Raw genomic sequence first — 20,902 nt, 5'->3', positions numbered from 1 at the left:
TTGGTTTGTGTTCTTGATTTGTTCCTATGTCGTGCTATCTTGGCTGCATGAGTCCAGCATCCTCTCATGCTCTCAAGCACCCGCCGGTCACGGCGCCCTCCGAGCCGGCGGGTGCGCCTTCAGATTTCCCCGAGCTTGGCGTCGCCATCGACCGCGCCCGACGGCGAGGGCGGGGCGCGCAGTCCAACGCCAGCGGCCGTTACGAGGCCGAGGCGCGCGTCGCTTTCGACGACGGCTGGCAGAGCCTCGACGAGCTGCCGCCGTTCAAGACGAGTGTCGCCATCGACACCTCGCGCAAGGTGATCACCCGCAACGATTCCCCCGACATCGGTTTCGACCGCTCGATCAATCCCTATCGCGGCTGCGAGCACGGCTGCGTCTATTGCTTCGCGCGGCCGACCCACGCCTATCTCGGTCTGTCGCCGGGGCTCGACTTCGAGTCGAAACTGTTCGTGAAGCCCGAGGCGCCTTCGCTGCTCGAGAAGGAGCTTGCGGCTCCCGGCTACGAGCCGCGGATGATCGCGATCGGCACCAACACCGATCCCTACCAGCCGATCGAGCGCGAGCGCAAAATCATGCGCGGCATTCTGGAAGTGCTGGAGCGCGCAGGGCATCCCGTCGGCATCGTCACCAAGTCGGCGCTGGTGCTGCGCGACATCGACATTCTCCAGCGGATGGCCAAGCGCAACCTCGCCAAGGTCGCGATCTCGGTCACCTCGCTCGATCCGAAGCTGGCGCGCACCATGGAGCCGCGGGCCTCGACGCCGCCGAAACGGCTGGAGGCGCTCAAGCAGCTCTCGGACGCCGGCATTCCCACCACGGTGATGGTCGCGCCCGTGATCCCGGCACTGAACGATTCCGAGATCGAGCGCATCCTCGACGCCGCCGCCCATGCCGGGGTCAAGGAAGCCGCCTATGTGCTGCTGCGGCTGCCACTGGAGGTGCGCGATCTCTTCCGCGAATGGCTGATGGCGAACTATCCGGACCGCTATCGCCACGTCTTCACCCTGATCCGAGACATGCGCGGCGGGCGCGACTACGACGCCAAATGGGGCGAGCGGATGAAGGGCACCGGACCGATGGCTTGGACCATCGGCCGCCGCTTCGAGATCGCCTGCGAGAGGCTCGGCCTCAACAAGCGGCGCTCCAAGCTGACCATTGATCACTTTGCGCGGCCGAAGCGGAACGGTGATCAGCTCAGCCTGTTTTGAGCGGACACGTGCAAGAGGTGTCGCATGCTCAAGGAACTCGCGGTGCCGGTGCCGCGGCTGACCGTCATCACGCTCGGTGTGAACGACATCCGCGCCAGCATCGCCTTCTACGACGCGCTCGGTTTCTCGCGCCGGCTGAAGGAGACCGGCGAGGCGGTTGCGTTCTACGACACCGGCGGTCCGGTGCTAGCGCTTTATCACTGGGATCGGCTCGCCGCAGACGCGTCCTTGGAGGACCAGCCGAGGCCCACGACCTTTCGCGGCATGACGCTTGCCTGGAATTGCGTGACCCGCGAGGAGGTCGACGAGGTGCTGGCATTCGCCGTCGAGAAGGGGGCCACCTTGCTGAAGGCGGCGCACGCGACCGATTACGGCGGCTATTGCGGCTATTTTGCCGATCCCGATGCACATGTCTGGGAAGTCGTGGTCGCACCCGGCATCGAGGTGGGCGAGGACCGGCGGGTGCATCTGGCGGAGTAGGGCGGGCGGCCTGAATAACGGGAATATCGTGGGTTCCCGGTTGCGCTGGCGAAGCCCCCTGGCGCACGATCCCGGCCATGATTCGGGACCCCTCCGCCAAGACCCCAGCCAAAGCCGCGCCGAAGAAAAAGGCCGCGCCGAAGGCTGTGCCCGCCAAGGCGGCAAAGATATCTGCGGCCGATGCTGCGAAGGTCCCTGCCGGTAGGAAAGGCATCATTGCCGTTGCTGCCCCCAGCTTCCGCCGCGAGCGCGTGCTGATCAAGCGCGGCGTCTGGCCGGTCGCGGGCTGCGACGAGGCTGGCCGCGGCCCGCTCGCAGGCCCCGTGGTGGCCGCCGCGGTGATTCTCGATCCCGACCGGATTCCCCGCGGCATCGACGATTCCAAGCGCCTGACCGCCGAGGAGCGCGAAAAGCTGTTCGACAAGATCTGCGCCACCGCGCAGGTCTCGGTCGCCGTCGCCTCGCCGGCGCGAATCGACCGCGACAACATCCTGCGCGCCTCGCTGTGGGCGCTGAAGCGCGCCGTGGTGGCCCTGCCCGAGGCGCCCAGGCACGTCTTCGTCGACGGCCGCGACCGGCTCGACACCGCATGCGACTGCGAGGCCGTGATCGGCGGCGACGGTATCGTGCTCTCGATCGCGGCGGCCTCCATCGTCGCCAAGGTCACCCGGGACCGGCTGATGTGCGCACTGGCGCAGGACTGCCCGGGCTACGGCTTCGAGCAGCACAAGGGCTACGCCGTCCCCGAGCATCTCGACGCGCTTGATCGCCTCGGCCCTTCCATCCACCACCGCAGCTTCTTCGCTCCCGTCGCCGCCGCCCGCGCCAAGCACATGCCCTGGACCGTCGAGCCGGTGCAGGATCTGTTCTCGGTCACCGAGGTCGAGGTGCAGGTGGAGGCGAGCGTCGAGATCGACGCTTCCGTAAATCTCTAGCGATCCTCCTACAGCTTTCCCATCCGTCATGGCCGGGCTTGACCCGGCCACCCACGTCTTACCAGCGGCACGAAGAACGTGGATGCCCGCGCCTTCGCCGCGCCGAAGCGGCTTCGGCCGCGCAGGCGGGACAAGCCCGGGCATGACGAACTGCGGCGGTTGCCACAACCCGTGACGCCCTTTATCAAAACAGACGTGAGCGAATAGGGCCGGCTGGACGGGTTGGCTGCACCTTCGGACGTTGCATGCGGTTTACCTCCCTGGTCATCGAGCTCATTCGCGCCCGGCCGCGGCTGATCGTTTGGATTGCGGTGCTGCTGCAGGCTGCGATGTGGCTGTTCGTGGCGCTGGTGTTCTACCGCAGCCCGCCCGGCACTCTCGCGACCCTTCTGGCCTTCGGCAGGGAATACCAGGTCGGCACCGATCTCGGCCCGCCGCTTGCCATCTGGCTCGCCGACATCGCCTATCGCGCCGCCGGCGGCCACATGCTCGGCGTCTATGTGCTCGCCCAGCTCTGCGAGATCGCGACCTTCATCGCGCTCTATCATCTCTCCCGTGCCGTGGTCGGCTCGCAGCAGGCGGTGCTCGCCGTGCTCCTGACCATGACGGTGCTGGCCTTCTCCTCGTCCGCGCTGGACTTCGGTCCGCTGATCCTGGCGCGGCCGCTCTGGGCGCTCTTGCTGCTGCACTCCTGGCAGATCATCGGCCAGCGCCGAGGCAATGCCTGGTTCGCCTGGTCGATCGAAGCCGGCCTCCTGCTGCTGACGACGCCCGCCGCGATCTTCCTGCTGCTGCTGATCGTCGTCTTCGCGGTCTCGACCGCCGGCGGCCGCCGGACGCTGCGCGGACTCGATCCGCTGTTCGCGCTAATCGTCGTCGCCGTGCTGGCGCTGCCCTATGCGGTCTTTCTGATGCGGGCCGAGACGCCGACGCTGCCGGCCTTGCCGCCAGTCGCCGAGCTCAACGACCGCGCGCTGCATGCGGTCTGGCTGCTCGGCGGCCTCGTGCTCGGGGCGGCGGCGATCCCGGCGCTGACCTTTCTCAACACCGGAATGTTCGCCGGCAAGGGCGAGGAGCCGCCGATCATCTACCGCCCGCCGGTCGAGCCGCTCGCGCGCAACTTCGTCTATTTCTTCGCGTTCGCTCTGCCGCTCGGCGCAGTGCTGATCTCCGGCCTGCTGGGGCTCGATTCCGTCGTCGGCGGCCCCGGCGTCGTGCTGATCATGACGGGGCTCGCCGTGGTCGTCGCGGCCGGCGATCTCATCGCGATGCGCCGCGCGCGCATGCTGCGCATGGTCTGGGCCGCCGCCGTTGCCGCGCCCGCCGCCGGCGTGGTGCTCGGCGTCTTGTTCCTGCCCTGGACGGGCACTAGCGAAATTGCGACCTCGATGCCGGCGCGCGCGATCTCGGACTTCTTCGACGAGAGCTTCGCCCGCCGCACCAACCATCGCCTGCGCGCCGTCGCCGGCGAGACCCAGCTCGCTAGCCTGATCGCGCTGCATTCCGGCCGGCCGCATTTGTTCATCGACGCCGCCCCCGCGCGGACGCCGTGGATGAGCCAGACCAAGTTCAGCGAGACCGGCGGCGTCGTGGTCTGGCGCGCCTCCGATACCGCGGGCACGCCGCCGCCGGAGATCCTCAAGCGCTTTCCCGGCATCGTGCCGGAAGTCCCGCGCGCCTTCGAATGGCTGGTGACCGGCCGCCAGCAGCTGTTGCGCATCGGCTGGGCCATCGTGCGGCCGAAGGGGACGTAGGTCGGTGTCATTCCGGGGCGCGGCGAAGCCGCGAGCCCGGAATCCATTCATCCACCAACTCTGCCGCTCGATGGATTCCGGGCTCTCGCTTCGCGAGCCCCGGAATGACGGCGTGGGCGTCGTTACACGGCGCCCTGCGCCAGCGCCTTCGCAATCGCCCGCAGATCCTGCCAGGCCAGCCGCTTGTAGGCCGGCGAGCGCAAGAGATAGGCCGGGTGAAACGTCGGCAGCGCGCGGATCACGCGCTGGCCGGTGTCGTAGTCGAACCAGCGCCCGCGCGTGCGCATGATGCCTTCGCGCGTCGACAGCAGCGTCTGCGTCGAAGGGTTGCCGAGCGTCACCAGCACGTCGGGGTTCACCAGCTCGATCTGGCGCTGGATGAAGGGCAGGCAGATTTGCGTCTCCTGCGGCGTCGGCGTGCGGTTGCCGGGCGGCCGCCAGGGAATGACGTTGGCGATGTAGGCGGTGGTGCGGTTGAGGCCGATGGCTCCGATCATCAGATCGAGCAGCTTGCCGCTGCGCCCGACGAAAGGCAGTCCCTCGATGTCCTCGTCGCGGCCCGGCGCCTCGCCGACGAACATGATGCGCGCCTGCGGGTTGCCATCGGCAAACACCAGCCGCGTCGCGGTGTGCTTCAACGCGCAGCCCTCGAAATTCTGCATCAGCTCGCGCAGCGCCTCCAGGGTCGGCGCGGTGCGTGCAGCCTCGCGTGCCGAGGCGATGGCGACGTCCGGTGCAGGCGCGGCTTCGCCGCGCATGACCGCGGGCGCGGCGACCGGCCGCGGCGCTTCGGCTGGCGGGGCCGCGCGCGGGCTGGGTGGCGGCGCATCGATTTCCGCCAGGCGGTCTATCGGTTCCTCCGCGAGCGCGCAGTCGACACCGGCCTCCAGATAGAAGGCGAGCAGCTCTCGGACGGTGGGTGCGGGTTCGGGGATCATGGGAAAGTCTGACTTTTATAGCATAGCGTTTTCAAGCGAGGTGGACACCGGTTCGCGTGAAGAAAACGCGTTAAGAAATGATCGGGACCTCCCCGGTTCTGGCGTACCAGAACCGGGGGTGGTCCCGTTTGGGCGGCCTTGCATCCCGGCGGAACGCGATTCCGAGGTTGTCCTACCCGGAAAAATCGGAAACAAGAGGGCGCAAACGACCAAGGACCGTCTCAAGGGCTGAGATCAGATGAGCACCGAAGAACTTCCCCCGCGCGAATCCATGGAATTCGACGTCGTCATCGTCGGCGCCGGCCCGTCGGGTCTGTCGGCCGCGATCCGGCTCAAGCAGCTCAACGCCGAGCTCAACGTCGTCGTGGTGGAGAAGGGCTCCGAGGTTGGTGCGCACATCCTCTCGGGCGCCGTGATCGATCCCGCGGGCCTCGACAAGCTGATCCCGGACTGGCGCGAGGATGCCGACTGCCCGCTGAAGACGCAGGTCAAGGACGACCGCTTCTACTGGATGACCGGCGGCGGCGCGATCAAGCTGCCGAATTTCATGATGCCGCCGCTGATGAACAATCATCACTGCTACATCGGCTCGCTCGGCAATGTCTGCCGCTGGCTGGCGCGCAAGGCCGAGGCGCTTGGCGTCGAGATCTATCCGGGCTTTGCGGCGGCCGAGGTGCTCTATGACGAGGAGGGCAAGGTCAAGGGCATCGCCACCGGCGACATGGGCATCGGCCGCGACGGCAAGCCGAAGGATTCCTTCACCCGCGGCATGGAATTGCTCGGCAAGTACACGCTGTTCGCCGAAGGCGCCCGCGGCAGCCTGACCAAGCAGCTCATCAACAAGTTCGCGCTCGACGCCAAGAGCGAGCCGCCGAAGTTCGGCATCGGCCTCAAGGAGGTCTGGCAGATCGATCCCGCCAAGCACCAGAAGGGCTTGATCCAGCATTCATTCGGCTGGCCGCTTGACCTCAAGACCGGTGGCGGCTCGTTCCTTTATCACTACGACGACAATCTCGTCGCCGTCGGCTTCGTCGTGCATCTGAACTACGACGATCCCTATCTGTCCCCATTCGACGAATTCCAGCGCTTCAAGACCCATCCCTCGATCCGCGGCACCTTCGAAGGCGCCAAGCGGCTCGCCTACGGCGCGCGCGCGATCACCGAGGGTGGCTATCAGTCGGTGCCGAAGCTGAGCTTCCCCGGCGGCGCGCTGATCGGCTGCGCGGCCGGCTTCGTCAACGTGCCGCGCATCAAGGGCGTGCACAATGCGATGGGCACTGGCATGCTGGCTGCCGAACATGTTGCGGCCGCGCTCGCCGCCGACCGCGCCAATGACGAGCTCGTCGAATACGAGAACGCCTGGCGTTCCTCATCGGTCGGCAAGGACCTGTTCCTGGTCCGCAACGTCAAGCCATTGTGGTCGAAGTTCGGCACCGTGCTCGGCGTCGCGCTGGGCGGCTTCGACATGTGGTGCAATACGCTGTTCGGCGCCTCACTGTTTGGCACGCAGTCGCACGTCAAGCCCGACCGCGCCACGCTCGATTCGGCCAAGAGCCACGCGCCCAGGAACTACCCGAAGCCCGACGGCAAGATCACGTTCGACAAGCTGTCCTCGGTGTTTTTGTCCAACACCAATCACGAGGAGGACCAGCCGATCCATCTGAAGGTCACGGACATGAACCTCCAGAAGACGTCCGAGCACGACGTCTATGCCGGCCCCTCGAACCGCTATTGCCCGGCTGGCGTCTATGAATGGATCGAGGAGGGCTCCGGCCCGCGCTTCCAGATCAACGCCCAGAACTGCGTCCACTGCAAGACCTGCGACGTGAAGGATCCCAACGGCAACATCACCTGGGTTCCCCCGGAGGGCGGCGGCGGCCCGAACTACGAGGCGATGTGAGGACATCGCAGGTGACCAGGCGCACGTTCCCGTGAGGACGAGGCTGCGGCGACCCGCCGCGGCCACGATAAGGCCATAGTGGCGGCGTCTTGGGGCGCTGGCGCGGTTTCAATGGGCCGGTTTGGGCGTGCGGAGGGGATCTTCCCGGGTCCGAATCCTTGCGGCGAAGCGCCAAAAGCGGCATTGTCGGCCTGACGGTTCCGGGCCCGGATGTCACCGGCCGCGTTCGCTTGCGATACGGTCTTCTGCTGCAAACCCAGGCACCACCCAACTCAAGGCGAGCCCTGATGTTTTCAAATCGTTTCAACCGCTGGACTGCTGCCGCCATCGCCCTCATGGGCACCGCGATCGCGACGGTCCCCGGCGCGGTCCTGGCGCAGACGCCGGATCATCCGGAAAACACGGCGGCGCAATTTCCGACGCGAAACGATCTGAAGTCGCTCACCGGCGCCGGCAGCTATCTCGCCGCCCGCCATGCTAGCGTTGAGCGCGACGCGACCTCGGCCGCCGCATTCTACCGTTCGGCGCTCCGCACCGATCCCAAGAACAACGAGCTGCTCGACCGTGCCTTCATCTCGTCGGTCGCCGACGGCGACATCGAGGAGGCGGTCAAGCTCGCCGAGCGCATCCTCACCATCGACAAGACCAACCGCGTCGCCCGTCTCGTCGTCGGCGTGCACGATCTCAAGCTGAAGAAGTACGTCGCGGCGCAGACCAACATCAACCAGTCGATCCGTGGTCCGATCACCGATCTCGTCGCCACGCTGCTGTCGGGCTGGGCCGCCTATGGTGCGGGCGATGCCAAGGGTGGTGTCGCCACCATCGACAAGCTGACAGGTCCGGAATGGTATCCACTGTTCAAGGATCTCCACACCGGCATGATCCTGGAGCTCTCCGGCAAGGAGAAGGACGCCGGCACGCGCTTCGAGCGCGCCTACAAGCTCGACGATTCCATGCTGCGCGTGACCGAGGCCTATGCGCGCTGGCTGTCGCGCAACAAGGATTCCGCCGCGGCGACCAATATCTACCAGGCCTTTGACAAGAAGCTGGCACGCCATCCGCTGATCCAGGAAGGCCTGCGCGAAACCAAGGCCGGCAAGAAGATGCCGCCGCTGGTCGATTCCGCGCAGGCCGGCGCCGCCGAAGCGCTCTACGGCATCGGCGCGACGCTGACCCGCCGCGGTGGCGAGGATCTGGCGCTGGTCTATCTCCAGCTCTCGCTCTACCTGCAGCCGACGCATCCGCTGGCACTGCTGTCGCTCGCCGATCTCTACGAATCGGTCAAGCGGCCGAAGATGGCGATCAAGGTCTACGAGCGCGTGCCCGCCAACTCGCCGCTCAAGCGCAACGCGCAGATTCAGCTCGCCATCGATCTCGATTCCGCCGACCGCACCGACGAGGCGATCAAGATCCTCAAGGGCGTCACCTCGGAGGATCCCAAGGACCTCGAAGCCATCATGGCGCTCGGCAACATCGAGCGCGGCCGCAAGCGGTTCGGCGATTGCGGCGCGACCTATTCACGAGGCATCGAGGTGCTGCCGCCCGGCAACGACAAGGCCAACAGCGTCTGGTACTATTATCGCGGCATCTGCCAGGAGCGCTCCAAGCAATGGGCCAAGGCCGAGGCCGACATGAAGAAGGCGCTGGAGCTGCAGCCCGATCAGCCGCACGTCCTCAACTATCTCGGCTATTCCTGGATCGACCAGGGCGTGAATCTCGACGAAGGCATGAAGATGATCAAGCGGGCCGTCGAGCAGCGTCCCGACGACGGCTACATCGTCGATTCCCTCGGCTGGGCCTATTACCGCATCGGCAATTTCGAGGAGGCAGTGAAGAACCTCGAACGCGCGATCGATCTCAAGCCCGAGGATCCGACCATCAACGACCACCTCGGCGACGCCTATTGGCGCGTCGGCCGCACGCTGGAGGCAAAATTCCAGTGGTCGCATGCGCGCGATCTCAAGCCCGAGCCGGAAGAGCTGCCGAAGATCGAGGCCAAGATCGCCAACGGCCTTCCCGACGACAATTCGAACTCTTCTGCGGCGCAGGCCGAAAAGAAGAAGGACGACGGCAGGGGCGGCTAAGCTAGGCGCATGATCCGGAAAAGTGTGGAGCGGTTTTCCGATCAGATCATGCGCAAACAAGTGAGTCTTGGGGGCTGATCGCCAATGTCGGCGTTGATTGAAGAGGGACGGGCGAAGGTCAATTTGAGCCTTCGCGTCGTCGGCCGTCGTGCCGATGGTTATCATGATCTCGAAAGCGTGGTCGCGTTTGCCGACTGCGCCGACCGGCTCACCTTGGAGCCGGGCGGGGAGCTGAAGCTCACCACGACTGGGCCGCTGGCTGCCGCCTGCGGCCACACAGCCGACAATCTCGTGCTCAAGGCCGCCAAGCTCCTTGCCGAGGCGATCCCTGGCCTGCAGCTGGGCGCCTTCGCGCTCGACAAGGTGCTCCCTGTTGCAGCCGGCATCGGCGGCGGCTCGGCGGATGCCGCGGCCGCGCTGCGGCTCCTGGCGCGTCTCAACGATCTGTCGCTCGATGATCCCCGCATTCAGAAGGTCGCGCTCGCAACCGGCGCCGACGTGCCGGTGTGCCTCCTCTCGCGCGCCTGCGACATGACCGGCGTCGGCGAGCAGCTGCTGCCGCTCGCGCTGCCGAGCATGCCTTGCGTCATGGTCAATCCGCGTGTGCCTGTCGCCACCAAGGACGTGTTCCAGGCGCTGGGCCTGCGCAACGGCGAGCTCCTGGTCGGCGTCACCGACGTCATCCGCGCTCCGGCCTGGCCGGAGGAGGGTGCCTCGATTTCCGATTGGGTCGAGGTTCTCGAGACCGTCGCCAACGATCTCGAAGCGCCCGCGCTGCGGATCGAGCCTGTGATCGGCGAGGTGCTGGACGCCTTGCGCGATTCCGCCGGCGTCAAGCTCGCCCGCATGTCCGGCTCGGGCGCGACGTGCTTTGCGATCTACGGCGCATCTGAGGAGGCACATGCCGCGGCCGAAACGATCCGGCGCGATCACCCGGCCTGGTGGGTGCATGCGGGCACGTTGAGCTAGCCTTCGTCCTCATTGAGCTCGAGAAACCGCCGGATCTCACCCAACACCTCCTGCGGCTTGTCGTGCTGCAGCCAGTGTCCCGCCCCGGCAATAGTCTTAACGCTCGCGTTCTGGAAGTATCGCTCCAGGCCGGCGGAGCGAGCGCCCGCTAGAAAGCTTTCGCCGGCATTGAGCAGCAGCGTCGGGCACGTGATCCGCGACCACAGCTCGATGTGATCGTCGGGCCAGAGCCGATGTGGCGCGGAGGCGCGCTGATAGGGATCGAATTTCCAGCTGTAGCTGCCGTCCTCGTTCTGCCGCGCGCCATGCCTGGCGAGATGCAGCGCGAGGTCCCGTGACAGGCGCTTGTTGTGAAGCACCATCTGCGCGGCCGCGTCCTCGAGGCTCGGATAGCGGCGCGGGGTGCGGTCGTGGAGCTTGTCGAGCTGGCTAACCCATCTGCCGATGCGCTCATGCGCCGGCGGCTTCGGTGTGTCCGGCAACATGGTCACGCCGTCGAGGACGACGAGCCTCGTGACCTGTTCGGGGAATGCGCCCGAAAAGATCAGGCTCACCATGCCCCCCATCGAATGGCCGATGAGAGTGACCTGAGGCGTGGCTAAGGTGCGAACCAGCTGCGCGACATCGTAGACATATTCGGTGAGTGCGTAGCTGCCGCCTTTCGTCCAGTCGGAATCGCCGTGACCACGGAGGTCGGGCGCGACGACGCGAAAATGCGGTTGCAGCGAGCGCGCGATGTGATCCCAGCTGCGGCAATGATCGCGGCCGCCGTGCACCAGGATGGCGACCGGTGCACCCTCGTTGCCCCAGTCGGCGTAGTGCAGCCGCAGGCCGTGCGATTCATAGAAGCGGCTTTGCGGGGCGCTAGCCATTGGCCGGCCGCCGCGCCAGGGCGAGCGAGAGGCCGAGGCCCGCGATGAAGACGCCGGAGCCCTGCGTGAGGCGACGCATCAGAAGCGGCCGTCCGGTCAGCTGCGCGCGCGTCGCGGAGGCCATCAGCACCACCACGACATCGGCGAGCGTGTTCAGGGCCACGGAGATCGCACCGAGCAGGATGAATTGCAGCGTTGGGTTCGAGTCCGACGGATCGAGAAACTGTGGAATGAAGGCGAGGAAGAATGCCGCGGTCTTCGGATTGAGCGCTTCGACCAGCACGCCGTCGCGAAATGCGCGCTTGTCGCCGATCGGCTCGCTCCCGAGCGACAGGTTGTTGCCGGCGCTGCGAAACGTCTTGATGCCGAGCCAGACCAGATAGAGCGCGCCGACGAATTTCACGGCGGCAAACAGCTCCGCGCTGGCCAGGATGATGGCGGAGATGCCGAGGCTGCCCGCGACCACATGAACCAGTCCGCCCAGCGCCGTGCCCGCGGTCGAGGCGAAGCCGCTGCCACGCCCCTCCGACAAGGTTCGCGCCGCGACGTAAAAAATGCCAGGGCCGGGAACGGCGGCAATGAGGAGAGCTGCGGCCAGGAACAGCCAGAAATTCGTTTCGATCATGCCGTTTTCGTAGCGGAGCGGGCGGCGATTGCAAGGCCTCTCGCTTATCCCAGCCGGCGCAAGATCACGCTGGCATTGACCCCGCCGAAGCCGAACCCGTTGGAGATGGCATGCTGCATCGGCATCGGCCGCGCGCTGCCTGCGACGATATCGATGCCTTCGGCGCCCGCATCGGGGTTTTCGAGATTGAGCGTGGGCGGCGCGATCTGGTCGCGCAACGCGAGCACGGTGAAAACCGCTTCCAGCCCGCCGGCGGCGCCGAGCAGGTGACCCGTGGCCGATTTGGTCGCGCTCACGGCAATGCCGCGGTTGCGGCCGAACAGCGCGCCGATGGCGCCTAGCTCGCTTTCGTCGCCGGCCGGTGTCGAGGTCGCGTGCGCGTTCAGGTGCTGCACATCCGCGGGCGCAAGCTTGGCCTGCCGAAGCGCGATCTCCATGGCGCGGCGGGCACCATCGCCATCCGGCGGCCCCGAGGTCATGTGATAGGCGTCCGCGGTCGTGCCGTAGCCGACGATCTCGGCGATCGGCGTCGCGCCGCGCGCCTGCGCATGCTCCAGCGCCTCGATCACCAGGATGCCGGCGCCTTCGCCCATCACGAAACCGTCGCGGTTGCGATCGAACGGACGCGAGGCGCGCGCGGGCTCGTCGTTGAAGCCGCTCGACAGTGCGCGCGCCGCCGCAAAGCCGCCGACGCTGACGATGTCGATGCAGGCCTCCGCGCCGCCGCAGATCGCAACGTCAACTTCGCCTGATCGGATCATGCGTGCGGCATCGCCGATCGCCTGCACGCCGGCGGCGCAGGCCGTGACGGGCGTGCCCAGCGCGCCCTTGTAGCCGTATTTGATCGAGATGTGGCCGGCGGCGAGATTGGCGAGGAACGAGGGGATCGTGAACGGCGACAGCCGGCGCGCGCCGCGCTGCGCGGTGATGCGCACCGCCTCCGCCATCGCAGGAAAGCCGCCGACGCCGGAGGCGATGATCGTCGCGGTGCGCTCGAGCGCGCCAGCATCCTGCGGTGTCCATTTGGCTTGCGCGACGGCTTCTGCCGTCGCGAGCAGCGCGAACAGGATGAAGCGGTCCATCTTGCGCTGATCCTTGGGCGCGGCAGCCTGCGCCGGATCAAAACCGCCTTCGGCATCATCGGTCTTATCGGGCACGAGGCCTGCAATGCGCGCCGGCAGCGCCTCTGCCCATTCCGGCAACGGGCGCAGCCCGCTTTGCCCGGCGAGCAGCCGCCGCCACGTCAATTCGACGCCGCAGCCAAGCGGCGACACCGCGCCCATTCCCGTCACGACGATACGACGCATGTCAGTCTCCAGCCGGCGCGACGGCCGGGTTCATGGCCTTGAGCGAAGCAAGCCGTGCGCGCATGCCGCGGCTGGCGCGGGGACCTGCGACGACGACCGCATTGGCGAGCGTGATCGGGCGCTTGTCGGCGGCATCGACCACAATCGGCTCGAGCGGGCGGATGTCGCTCCGGTTCGCCAGCAGGATGGATTCGCCTTTCGGCGCCAGATGCTTGTTGCCCCAGGCGAGCAGCGTAGCGATCACGGGGAAGAAATCCCGCGCCTTGTCCGTCAGCACATATTCGTAGCGCGGCGGGCGCTCCTGATAGCGGCGACGCACGAACATGCCGCTTTCGGTCAGATGCGCCAGCCGCCGCGACAGGATGTTCGGCGCAATGCCGAGGCTTTGCGAGAACTCGTCGAACCTCGTCGCCCCCTGAAACGCATCGCGCAGAATCAGGATACTCCACCATTCGCCGACCGTCTCTACCGCGCGGCCGACCGGGCATTCCAGGATCGAAGGGGATTTGGGTTGCATGCGGGCAAGGTAGGTCAGTCACTTGCAAAATGCAAGTAACTGCGCGGGGAGGCATGTGGAGTGAGGGAGGCTGGATTCTGCTGGTGAGATGAAGCGCGCTCTCGTGCCCCGGACGCAGCGCAGCGCCCCCTAGCGGTGCGCTGCAGAGCCGGGACCCATATTGATCATGATTGCGGATGTCGCATGGGTCCCGGCTCTGCGCAGCAGCGTTTCACGCTGCAGCGCGTCCGGGACACGAGAGCAAGCGGTGCCGTCGCGGCGTACTCCGTCATTGCGAACGCAGCGAGGCAATCCAGACTGTTTCCGCGGCGGGATTCTGGATTGCTTCGCTGCGCTCGCAATGACGGGTGCAGGGAGCGCGCAAAGCGTGAGCGTCAGTCGCCTAATGCGATCTTGCCAAGCAGAACGCCACGACCTGCTCCAGCGCGCTCTTCATCGGCGAGGGCGGGAACAGCGCCAGCGCATCCACGGCCATGGCGCCGTAGTGCTGGGCGCGGATCAGCGTGTCCTCGAGCGCGCGGTGCTTGTTCATCAGGCCGATGGCGTGATCGAGATCGGAATCGCCGATCTCGCCGCGCTCGAGCGCCCGGATCCAGAAGGCGCGCTCGGTGTCGTTGCCGCGGCGGAAGGCGAGCACGACGGGCAGCGTGATCTTGCCTTCGCGGAAATCGTCGCCGGTGTTCTTGCCGAGCTTGGCGCTCTTGCCGCCGTAGTCGAGCACGTCGTCGACGAGCTGGAAGGCGATGCCGAGATTCATGCCGACCGAGCGGCAGGCAGTCTGCTCCGCCTTCGGGCGGTTCGCGATCACGGGGCCGACCTCGCAGGCGGCGGCGAACAATTCGGCGGTCTTGCCGCGGATCACGGCGAGATATTCGTCCTCGGTGGTCGCGGTGTTCTTGGCGGCGGCGAGCTGCATCACCTCGCCCTCGGCGATGGTGGCGGCCGCCGCGGAGAGGATGTCGAGCGCGCGCAGCGAGCCGACCTCGACCATCATGCGGAAGGCCTGGCCGAGCAGGAAGTCGCCGACCAGCACGCTTGCCTCGTTGCCCCAGAGCATGCGCGCCGACAGCTTGCCGCGGCGCATCTCGCTCTCGTCGACCACGTCGTCGTGGAGCAGGGTGGCGGTGTGCATGAACTCGACGCTGGCAGCTAACTTGATGTGGCCGTCACCGGTGTAGCCGGCGAGGTTGGCCATGGCGAGCGTCAGCATCGGGCGCAGGCGCTTGCCGCCCGAGGAGATCAAGTGGTTGGCCACTTCAGGGATCATGGTCACGTCGGAGCCCGTCCGCGACAGGATCGTGGCATTGACGCGCTCCATATCGGGAGCGACAAGGGCAACCAGCTCTTCGATCGACGCGCCGGGGGTTTCGAAAGGTACGATGACGGCCACGCCGGTCTCCAATATTTGCCCCGGAAGGGCTATTCTGATGGAAATACAATAGAAACTGGCGGCGGATGCGGCAAGGGCCGCGGAACCATTGACATTTGCCGCGTTAGCCACTTTCAGGCAGGAGACCTCCGTTTTGCGTGAACTGGTTCGGACCAACGATATGGTGCTGGTGTCGGCGATTGGCGCGCTGCTCGACGGCGCCAACATCCATCATCTGGTGCTGGACCAGAACATGAGCATCATCGAGGGGTCTCTCGGCATTCTGCCGCGGCGGATCCTGGTTCATGAGGACGACGCCGAGGAAGCCAGGGCGCTCCTCACCGAGGCAGGCCTCAGCCACGAACTGCGCGGCGATGATTGAGGCCGCGGATATTACCGAGGACGCGTTTCTCGGCGGGCAGTTGCGCTTGATGCAGAAGCGGTCAGGCCACCGCGCCGGGCACGACGCCATCCTGCTGGCAGCAGCGACCGACGCTAAGGCGGGTGACCGCGTGGTCGAGCTTGGCGCCGGCGTCGGCACGGCGGGCCTTGCGCTGGCGCGGCGCGTCGCGGGGATCAGGCTCAGCCTGGTCGAGATCGATCCGGAACTGGCGCAGCTCGCGCGGGCCAACGCCGCCGCGAACGCGATTCCTGCCGAGGTCATCGTGCTCGACGTCACCGCCGACGCGCAGGCGTTTGCAGCGAACGGACTTCTGCCCGACGGTTCCGACGCCGTATTGATGAACCCGCCCTTCAACGACCCCGCACGCCATCGCGGCTCGCCGGATCAGGCGCGCCACACCGCGCATGTGGCGAGGGAGGAGACGCTGCATGCGTGGGTGCATGCAGCCCGGCGCATTCTCCGATCGAGCGGCGTGCTGACCCTGATCTGGCGCGCGGACGGAATTGGCGACGTCGTGGCAGCGCTGTCACGCGGCTTCGGCAGCCTCGCGATCCTGCCGGTTCATGGCGAAGCGGGAAAGCCTGCCATCCGGGTGCTGGTGCGCGCAGTCAAAGGCGGCCGGGCACCGACGCAATTGCTGCCGGGCCTCATGCTCAACGAGGAGTCAAACGTGCCGAAGAAAGAGGTGAAGGATATTCTGGAGGGGAGGGCGGCGTTGCCGCTGGCGAGGCCGTGACGGCTTATTGCGGAAGCGATTCCGTCTGCTGCTCTTGCGGCGACGTAAAGTGAAGCGCCGTGAAAAGCGCACCGATCAGCAGCAACAGCAGATAGATCTTCATGGCGTTTCCTTCCGCTGCCTATTGCAGCTTCCCAACGCGGATTCTGCAAAACACGTTCCTGGCACTTTCAATGACACTCGCGTGATAAGAAATGGTTAATCAGAGGTAAGGCCATGGCCGAACAATTGAACGATCGTGAGAGTTCCGGCCTGGCCGACAAGCTCATGCAATATCTGCCGGCGCGCTTTCGTCCCGGCACGGCGGTCGTGCCGGTGGTGCGGCTGTCCGGTGTGATCGGTGCGGTGACGCCGCTGCGTCCGGGCCTGACGCTTGCCGGCGTCGCGCGGGTGCTCGAGCGCGCGTTTTCCTATCGGCACGCCAAGGCCGTGGCGCTGGTGATCAACTCGCCCGGCGGTTCGCCGGTGCAGTCGCGCCAGATCTACTTGCGCATCAAGCAGCTCGCCTCGGAGAAGAAGCTGCCGGTGCTCGTGTTCGTCGAGGACGTTGCGGCCTCCGGTGGTTACATGATCGCCTGCGCGGGCAACGAGATCATCTGCGATCCCTCCTCGATCCTCGGCTCGATCGGCGTGGTCGGCGGCAGTTTCGGTTTTCAGGAGGCGATCAGGCGGCTCGGCATCGAGCGGCGCCTCTACACCTCGGGCGAGCACAAGGCGATGCTCGACCCGTTTCTTCCGGAAAACCCGGATGACGTCATGAGGCTGAAGGCGATCCAGCGCGAGATCCACCAGATCTTCATCGCGCTGGTCAAGGAAAGCCGCGGCGCCCGGCTGAAGGGAGCGGACGATACGCTGTTCACGGGCGAATACTGGGCGGGGGACAGCGCGATCGCGCTGGGGCTCGCCGACAGCATCGGCGATCTCCGCTCAACTCTTCGTGCCCGTTATGGTGAGAAGGTTCTCACCCCCGTGATTGCGCAGCCGACCGGGCTGCTCTCCGGCCTTTTGGGCCGGAAATCGCCCGGCGCGGGGCAGCTTTCGGCCTTGGAATCAATGGCCGGGCTGCCGGACGAGCTGATCTCGGCGGTCGAGACGCGGGCGATTTGGGCGAAATTCGGGTTCTAGGTCTCGCGCTCCCGCGCCATTTCGCCCAGGCGGCGCCGATTGCGGCGCAGGTCCATCTGCGCAACAATGCGTGTGGGGGCTGAGCATGAGACGAGGATCGACCGATGCCGCCGTTCGTCGCTTTCGCGGGCGTCCTGGGCGGGCTTGCCGTGGTCCGCTGGGCCTACAAGACCGCCATCCGGATCAACCAGGAGCTGGAGGAGATGCGCCTGTCGCGCGTCACCGAGGCCGCCCGCATGGGGGATATCCAGACGCTGAAGCGTGACCCCGTGACCGGAGCTTACCGGCCGGGTTAGGGCACACCTCCACGCGTTCGTCATTCCGGGGCTCGCGAAGCGAGAACCCGGAATCCATCGAACCACGGAGTGAGCGGCGCAATGGATTCCGGGCTCGCCCTGCGGGCGCCCCGGAGTGACGCCCGAATCCGGCCCCTTCGCCTTGATTCCCATCCCCGCCGTCGATACGGTCCCGCGCGATTCAAACCCCCCGCGAGAGCCCGATCTGACGATGGACGCCTCATTGCCCGCCCATATGCACCCGGAACGCTCGTTCCAGGGCTTCATCCTCGCGCTCCAGCGGTTCTGGGCCGAGCAGGGCTGCGTGATCCTGCAGCCCTACGACATGGAAATGGGCGCGGGCACCTTCCATCCGGCGACCACGCTGCGCGCGCTCGGGCCAAAGCCGTGGAACGCCGCCTATGTGCAGCCCTCGCGCCGGCCCAAAGACGGCCGTTACGGCGAGAACCCGAACCGGATGCAGCACTATTACCAGTTCCAGGTGATCATGAAGCCGTCGCCGCCGAACCTTCAGGAGCTGTACCTGAAGTCGCTCGCCGCGATCGGCATCGATTCCGCCGTGCACGACATCCGCTTCGTCGAGGACGATTGGGAGAGTCCGACGCTCGGCGCCTGGGGCCTCGGTTGGGAGTGCTGGTGCGACGGCATGGAAGTCAGCCAGTTCACTTATTTTCAGCAGGTCGCCGGCTTCGAATGCGCGCCGGTCGCGGGCGAGCTCACCTACGGCCTCGAGCGCCTCGCGATGTATGTGCAGGGCGTCGACCGCGTCTACGACCTCAATTTCAACGGACGCGACGGTGATCAGAAGGTCACCTATGGCGACGTGTTCCTGCAGGCCGAGCAGGAATATTCGCGGCACAATTTCGAGTATGCCGACACCGCGATGCTGTTCGAGCAGTTCAGGATGGCGGAGGCGGCCTGCAAAAAATATCTCGACGCGGGCTGGCGCGACGGCGGCAACCGGAAACAGCATCTGATGGCGCTGCCGGCCTACGACCAGTGCATCAAGGCGAGCCACGTCTTCAACCTGCTCGATGCCCGCGGCGTGATCTCCGTGACCGAGCGGCAGAGCTACATTCTGCGCGTGCGCGAGCTGGCAAAAGCGTGTGGCGAGGCCTGGACCCACACTGAAGCGGGCGGAGCGGCCTGATGCCCGATCTTTTGCTTGAACTGTTTTCCGAAGAAATTCCCGCGCGCATGCAGGCGAAGGCGGCGGACGATCTGCGCCGCATGGTCACCGACAAGCTGGTTGCCGAAGGCCTAGTCTATGAGGGCGCAAAGGCGTTCGCGACGCCACGCCGCCTTGCGCTCACCGTGCACGGCATCCCAGCGCGCCAGCCTGATCTGAAGACCGAGCGTCGCGGCCCGAAGGTCGGCGCGCCCGATGCGGCCGTGCAGGGCTTTCTCAAGGCAACCGGTTTGAAGTCGTTGGACGAAGCCAAAATCCAGCGCGACCCCAAGGGTGATTTCTACATCGGCTTGATCGAGAAGCCCGGCCGCGACGCGATCGACGTGCTCGCCGAGATCCTGCCTGTCATCATCCGCACCTTCCCCTGGCCCAAATCGATGCGCTGGGGCGCGCGCTCGGGCAAGCCCGGCTCGCTGAACTGGGTGCGTCCGCTGCACGCGATCACCGCGACCTTCGGCCCCGAGACCGAAGAGCCCGATGTCGTGAAATTCGAGGTCGACGGCATCGAGAGCGGCCAGACCACTTACGGTCATCGCTTCCTTGCGCCGGCGCCGATCTCCGTGCGCCGCTTCGAGGACTACGAGGCTAAGCTTCTTGCAGCAAAAGTCGTGCTCGACCCCGAGCGCCGCAAGGACGCCATCCTCACCGACGCCAAGCAGCTGGCCTTCGCGCAAGGTTTTGAGCTGGTCGAGGACCAGAATCTGCTCGACGAGGTCGCCGGCCTCGTCGAATGGCCGGTCGTGCTGATGGGCTCGTTCGAGCCGGAGTTCTTGAAGACGCCCGACGAAGTCATCCGCGCCACCATCCGCAACAACCAGAAGTGTTTTGTGGTGCGCGACCCCAAGACGGGCAAGCTCGCGAGCAAGTTCATCCTGGTCGCCAATATCGAGGCGACCGACGGTGGCAAAACCATCATTGCCGGCAACGAGCGCGTGATCCGCGCGCGGCTGTCGGATGCGAAGTTCTTCTACGAGACCGACCTCAAGACCAAGCTCGAGGGCCGGCTGCCGAAGTTCGATCAGATCGTGTTTCACGAGAAGCTCGGGACGCAGGCGGAACGCATCAAGCGCATCGAGCGCCTGGCCGCCGAGATCGCGCCGCTGGTCGGCGCCGATGTCGCCAAGGCGACGCGCGCGGCGCATCTGGCAAAGGCAGATCTGCTGACGGAAGTCGTCGGCGAATTCCCGGAAGTGCAGGGCCTGATGGGCAAATACTATGCGCTGGCTCAGGGCGAAGACGCCTCCGTCGCCGCGGCCTGCGAGGAGCACTACAAGCCGCAAGGGCCTGCTGATCGCGTTCCGACCGATCCGGTCAGCGTCGTGGTGGCGCTCGCGGACAAGATCGATACCCTGGTTGGGTTCTGGGCGATCGACGAGAAGCCGACGGGCAGCAAGGACCCCTATGCGCTGCGTCGTGCGGCGCTGGGCGTGATCAGGCTGATCGCCGAGAACGCGCTGCGTCTGTCGCTCATAAAGGTGGCGGGATCAGCGCTCGCCGGCTTGTCGGTGAAGCCGGCCGATGCCTCGAAGCTTCCGAGCGATCTGCTCGCCTTCTTCGCCGATCGCCTCAAGGTCCAACTCCGCGAGCAGGGCGCGCGCCACGATCTCGTCGATGCCGTGTTCGCGCTCGGCGGCCAGGACGATCTCCTGATGATCGTCCGCCGCGTCGAGGCGCTCGGAAAATTCCTCGACTCTGACGACGGCAAGAACCTGCTCGCCGGCACCAAGCGCGCCAGCAACATCCTCAGCATCGAGGAGAAGAAGGACAAGCGCAGCTTCGACGGCGCGCCGGATGCTGCGCTCTACAGCCTCGCTGAGGAGAAGGCGCTGGCCAAGGCGATCGGTGAGGTCAAGGCGGAAGCCAGCGCTGCGGTGGCCAAGGAAGACTTCGCCGCCGCGATGAGTGCGATGGCAAAGCTGCGTCCGCCGGTCGATGCCTTCTTCGACAAGGTGCGCGTCAATGACGACGATCCCAAGGTACGCGAGAACCGCCTAAAGCTCCTCAACGAGATCCGCAGCGCCACGCGCGCGGTAGCGGACTTCTCGAAGATCCAGGATTGAGGCGCGGTTTGCGGCAAACACCGCTGTCATTCCGGGGCGCGCGTAGCGCGAGCCCGGAATCCATAACCACGATCGTGAGTATGGATTCTCAGGTGCGCAATTGCGCACCATAGCCCACGCCTCCGGCGTGTC

At 66.1% G+C, this 20,902-nt stretch carries 19 protein-coding genes; 13 read left to right on the top strand and 6 right to left on the bottom strand.

Annotated elements, in window-relative coordinates; genetic code table 11:
- The first annotated feature begins 47 nt into the window (after positions 1–47).
- From I6F21_RS33360 to I6F21_RS33345, 4 genes are all read left to right on the top strand, one after another.
- Positions 48–1,211, top strand: coding sequence for a PA0069 family radical SAM protein (locus tag I6F21_RS33360; RefSeq protein WP_109144977.1), 1,164 nt, complete (start codon positions 48–50; stop codon positions 1,209–1,211).
- Between the two features lie 24 nt (positions 1,212–1,235).
- Complete coding sequence (locus I6F21_RS33355; RefSeq protein WP_225141526.1) at positions 1,236–1,691, top strand: VOC family protein; 456 nt, start codon at positions 1,236–1,238, stop codon at positions 1,689–1,691.
- 77 nt (positions 1,692–1,768) lie between these two features.
- A complete protein-coding gene (locus I6F21_RS33350) occupies positions 1,769–2,626 on the top strand; it encodes a ribonuclease HII (protein WP_109144975.1) in 858 nt (285 codons plus the stop codon).
- 245 nt (positions 2,627–2,871) lie between these two features.
- Positions 2,872–4,380 carry a glycosyltransferase family 39 protein gene (locus I6F21_RS33345; RefSeq protein WP_225141527.1) on the top strand — a complete coding sequence of 503 codons (1,509 nt, stop codon included), beginning with the start codon at positions 2,872–2,874 and terminating at the stop codon, positions 4,378–4,380.
- A gap of 122 nt (positions 4,381–4,502) precedes the next feature.
- Here I6F21_RS33345 and I6F21_RS33340 read toward each other — a convergent pair whose 3' ends face one another.
- Entirely contained in the window at positions 4,503–5,318 is an 816-nt protein-coding gene (locus I6F21_RS33340; protein ID WP_225141528.1) for a uracil-DNA glycosylase, read from the bottom strand.
- 238 nt (positions 5,319–5,556) lie between these two features.
- Between I6F21_RS33340 and I6F21_RS33335 the strand changes: the two genes are divergently transcribed.
- From I6F21_RS33335 to I6F21_RS33325, 3 genes are all read left to right on the top strand, one after another.
- The gene (locus I6F21_RS33335) at positions 5,557–7,218 is read left to right on the top strand and encodes an electron transfer flavoprotein-ubiquinone oxidoreductase (protein WP_109144973.1); all 1,662 of its coding nucleotides are present in this window, start codon (positions 5,557–5,559) and stop codon (positions 7,216–7,218) included.
- Between the two features lie 287 nt (positions 7,219–7,505).
- The gene (locus I6F21_RS33330; RefSeq protein WP_036006357.1) at positions 7,506–9,302 is read left to right on the top strand and encodes a tetratricopeptide repeat protein; all 1,797 of its coding nucleotides are present in this window, start codon (positions 7,506–7,508) and stop codon (positions 9,300–9,302) included.
- 84 nt (positions 9,303–9,386) lie between these two features.
- Positions 9,387–10,271, top strand: a complete 885-nt coding sequence (locus I6F21_RS33325; RefSeq protein WP_225141529.1) for a 4-(cytidine 5'-diphospho)-2-C-methyl-D-erythritol kinase — start codon at positions 9,387–9,389, stop codon at positions 10,269–10,271.
- On the opposite strand, the gene I6F21_RS33320 is transcribed toward I6F21_RS33325, so the two are convergent.
- The 5 genes from I6F21_RS33320 to I6F21_RS33300 all read right to left on the bottom strand — a co-directional run bounded on the left by I6F21_RS33320 (position 10,268) and on the right by I6F21_RS33300 (position 14,982).
- Positions 10,268–11,143 carry an alpha/beta hydrolase gene (locus I6F21_RS33320; RefSeq protein ID WP_225141530.1) on the bottom strand — a complete coding sequence of 292 codons (876 nt, stop codon included), beginning with the start codon at positions 11,141–11,143 and terminating at the stop codon, positions 10,268–10,270. The genes I6F21_RS33325 and I6F21_RS33320 overlap by 4 nt on opposite strands.
- Positions 11,136–11,768 carry a LysE family translocator gene (locus I6F21_RS33315; protein ID WP_057026303.1) on the bottom strand — a complete coding sequence of 211 codons (633 nt, stop codon included), beginning with the start codon at positions 11,766–11,768 and terminating at the stop codon, positions 11,136–11,138. Before I6F21_RS33315 ends, I6F21_RS33320 begins: the two co-directional genes overlap by 8 nt.
- 44 nt (positions 11,769–11,812) lie before the next feature.
- Positions 11,813–13,075 carry a beta-ketoacyl-ACP synthase II gene (fabF, locus tag I6F21_RS33310; RefSeq protein ID WP_036006365.1) on the bottom strand — a complete coding sequence of 421 codons (1,263 nt, stop codon included), beginning with the start codon at positions 13,073–13,075 and terminating at the stop codon, positions 11,813–11,815.
- Between the two features lies 1 nt (position 13,076).
- Positions 13,077–13,592, bottom strand: a complete 516-nt coding sequence (locus I6F21_RS33305; protein WP_225141531.1) for a helix-turn-helix domain-containing protein — start codon at positions 13,590–13,592, stop codon at positions 13,077–13,079.
- A gap of 382 nt (positions 13,593–13,974) precedes the next feature.
- Positions 13,975–14,982: a polyprenyl synthetase family protein gene (locus tag I6F21_RS33300; protein ID WP_036006386.1), complete on the bottom strand. Its 1,008-nt coding sequence runs from the start codon at positions 14,980–14,982 to the stop codon at positions 13,975–13,977.
- Positions 14,983–15,115: 133 nt separating this feature from the next.
- Here I6F21_RS33300 and I6F21_RS33295 point away from each other — a divergent pair, with 133 nt between their 5' ends.
- The 6 genes from I6F21_RS33295 to glyS all read left to right on the top strand — a co-directional run bounded on the left by I6F21_RS33295 (position 15,116) and on the right by glyS (position 20,770).
- Positions 15,116–15,343 carry a DUF2007 domain-containing protein gene (locus tag I6F21_RS33295; protein ID WP_008562067.1) on the top strand — a complete coding sequence of 76 codons (228 nt, stop codon included), beginning with the start codon at positions 15,116–15,118 and terminating at the stop codon, positions 15,341–15,343.
- Entirely contained in the window at positions 15,336–16,100 is a 765-nt protein-coding gene (locus I6F21_RS33290) for a methyltransferase (RefSeq protein ID WP_036006371.1), read from the top strand. The genes I6F21_RS33295 and I6F21_RS33290 overlap by 8 nt, the downstream gene beginning before the upstream one ends.
- Positions 16,101–16,316: 216 nt before the next feature.
- Complete coding sequence (locus I6F21_RS33285; RefSeq protein ID WP_225141532.1) at positions 16,317–17,225, top strand: S49 family peptidase; 909 nt, start codon at positions 16,317–16,319, stop codon at positions 17,223–17,225.
- A gap of 104 nt (positions 17,226–17,329) precedes the next feature.
- Positions 17,330–17,521, top strand: coding sequence for a hypothetical protein (locus I6F21_RS33280; protein ID WP_036006375.1), 192 nt, complete (start codon positions 17,330–17,332; stop codon positions 17,519–17,521).
- Positions 17,522–17,732: 211 nt separating this feature from the next.
- Positions 17,733–18,671, top strand: a complete 939-nt coding sequence (locus tag I6F21_RS33275; protein ID WP_225141533.1) for a glycine--tRNA ligase subunit alpha — start codon at positions 17,733–17,735, stop codon at positions 18,669–18,671.
- Positions 18,671–20,770, top strand: a complete 2,100-nt coding sequence (glyS, locus tag I6F21_RS33270; RefSeq protein ID WP_225141534.1) for a glycine--tRNA ligase subunit beta — start codon at positions 18,671–18,673, stop codon at positions 20,768–20,770. The genes I6F21_RS33275 and glyS overlap by 1 nt, the downstream gene beginning before the upstream one ends.
- Positions 20,771–20,902: the final 132 nt, after the last annotated feature.

The organism is Bradyrhizobium sp. NBAIM03, from assembly GCF_020194055.1.
Taxonomy (GTDB): Bacteria; Pseudomonadota; Alphaproteobacteria; order Rhizobiales; family Xanthobacteraceae; genus Bradyrhizobium; species Bradyrhizobium yuanmingense.
The sequence above is the reverse complement of the archived record's forward strand: the minus strand, read 5'-3'. Positions and strand labels throughout refer to the sequence as shown.

Excerpts from the sequence above, each read along its gene's own strand:
- I6F21_RS33360 (WP_109144977.1), top strand. The coding sequence starts at position 48 with ATGAGTCCAGCATCCTCTCATGCTCTCAAGCACCCGCCGGTCACGGCG.
- I6F21_RS33355 (WP_225141526.1), top strand. The coding sequence starts at position 1,236 with ATGCTCAAGGAACTCGCGGTGCCGGTGCCGCGGCTGACCGTCATCACG.
- I6F21_RS33350 (WP_109144975.1), top strand. The coding sequence starts at position 1,769 with ATGATTCGGGACCCCTCCGCCAAGACCCCAGCCAAAGCCGCGCCGAAG.
- I6F21_RS33345 (WP_225141527.1), top strand. The coding sequence starts at position 2,872 with ATGCGGTTTACCTCCCTGGTCATCGAGCTCATTCGCGCCCGGCCGCGG.
- I6F21_RS33340 (WP_225141528.1), bottom strand. The coding sequence starts at position 5,318 with ATGATCCCCGAACCCGCACCCACCGTCCGAGAGCTGCTCGCCTTCTAT.
- I6F21_RS33335 (WP_109144973.1), top strand. The coding sequence starts at position 5,557 with ATGAGCACCGAAGAACTTCCCCCGCGCGAATCCATGGAATTCGACGTC.
- I6F21_RS33330 (WP_036006357.1), top strand. The coding sequence starts at position 7,506 with ATGTTTTCAAATCGTTTCAACCGCTGGACTGCTGCCGCCATCGCCCTC.
- I6F21_RS33325 (WP_225141529.1), top strand. The coding sequence starts at position 9,387 with ATGTCGGCGTTGATTGAAGAGGGACGGGCGAAGGTCAATTTGAGCCTT.
- I6F21_RS33320 (WP_225141530.1), bottom strand. The coding sequence starts at position 11,143 with ATGGCTAGCGCCCCGCAAAGCCGCTTCTATGAATCGCACGGCCTGCGG.
- I6F21_RS33315 (WP_057026303.1), bottom strand. The coding sequence starts at position 11,768 with ATGATCGAAACGAATTTCTGGCTGTTCCTGGCCGCAGCTCTCCTCATT.
- fabF (WP_036006365.1), bottom strand. The coding sequence starts at position 13,075 with ATGCGTCGTATCGTCGTGACGGGAATGGGCGCGGTGTCGCCGCTTGGC.
- I6F21_RS33305 (WP_225141531.1), bottom strand. The coding sequence starts at position 13,592 with ATGCAACCCAAATCCCCTTCGATCCTGGAATGCCCGGTCGGCCGCGCG.
- I6F21_RS33290 (WP_036006371.1), top strand. The coding sequence starts at position 15,336 with ATGATTGAGGCCGCGGATATTACCGAGGACGCGTTTCTCGGCGGGCAG.
- I6F21_RS33285 (WP_225141532.1), top strand. The coding sequence starts at position 16,317 with ATGGCCGAACAATTGAACGATCGTGAGAGTTCCGGCCTGGCCGACAAG.
- I6F21_RS33280 (WP_036006375.1), top strand. The coding sequence starts at position 17,330 with ATGCCGCCGTTCGTCGCTTTCGCGGGCGTCCTGGGCGGGCTTGCCGTG.
- I6F21_RS33275 (WP_225141533.1), top strand. The coding sequence starts at position 17,733 with ATGGACGCCTCATTGCCCGCCCATATGCACCCGGAACGCTCGTTCCAG.
- glyS (WP_225141534.1), top strand. The coding sequence starts at position 18,671 with ATGCCCGATCTTTTGCTTGAACTGTTTTCCGAAGAAATTCCCGCGCGC.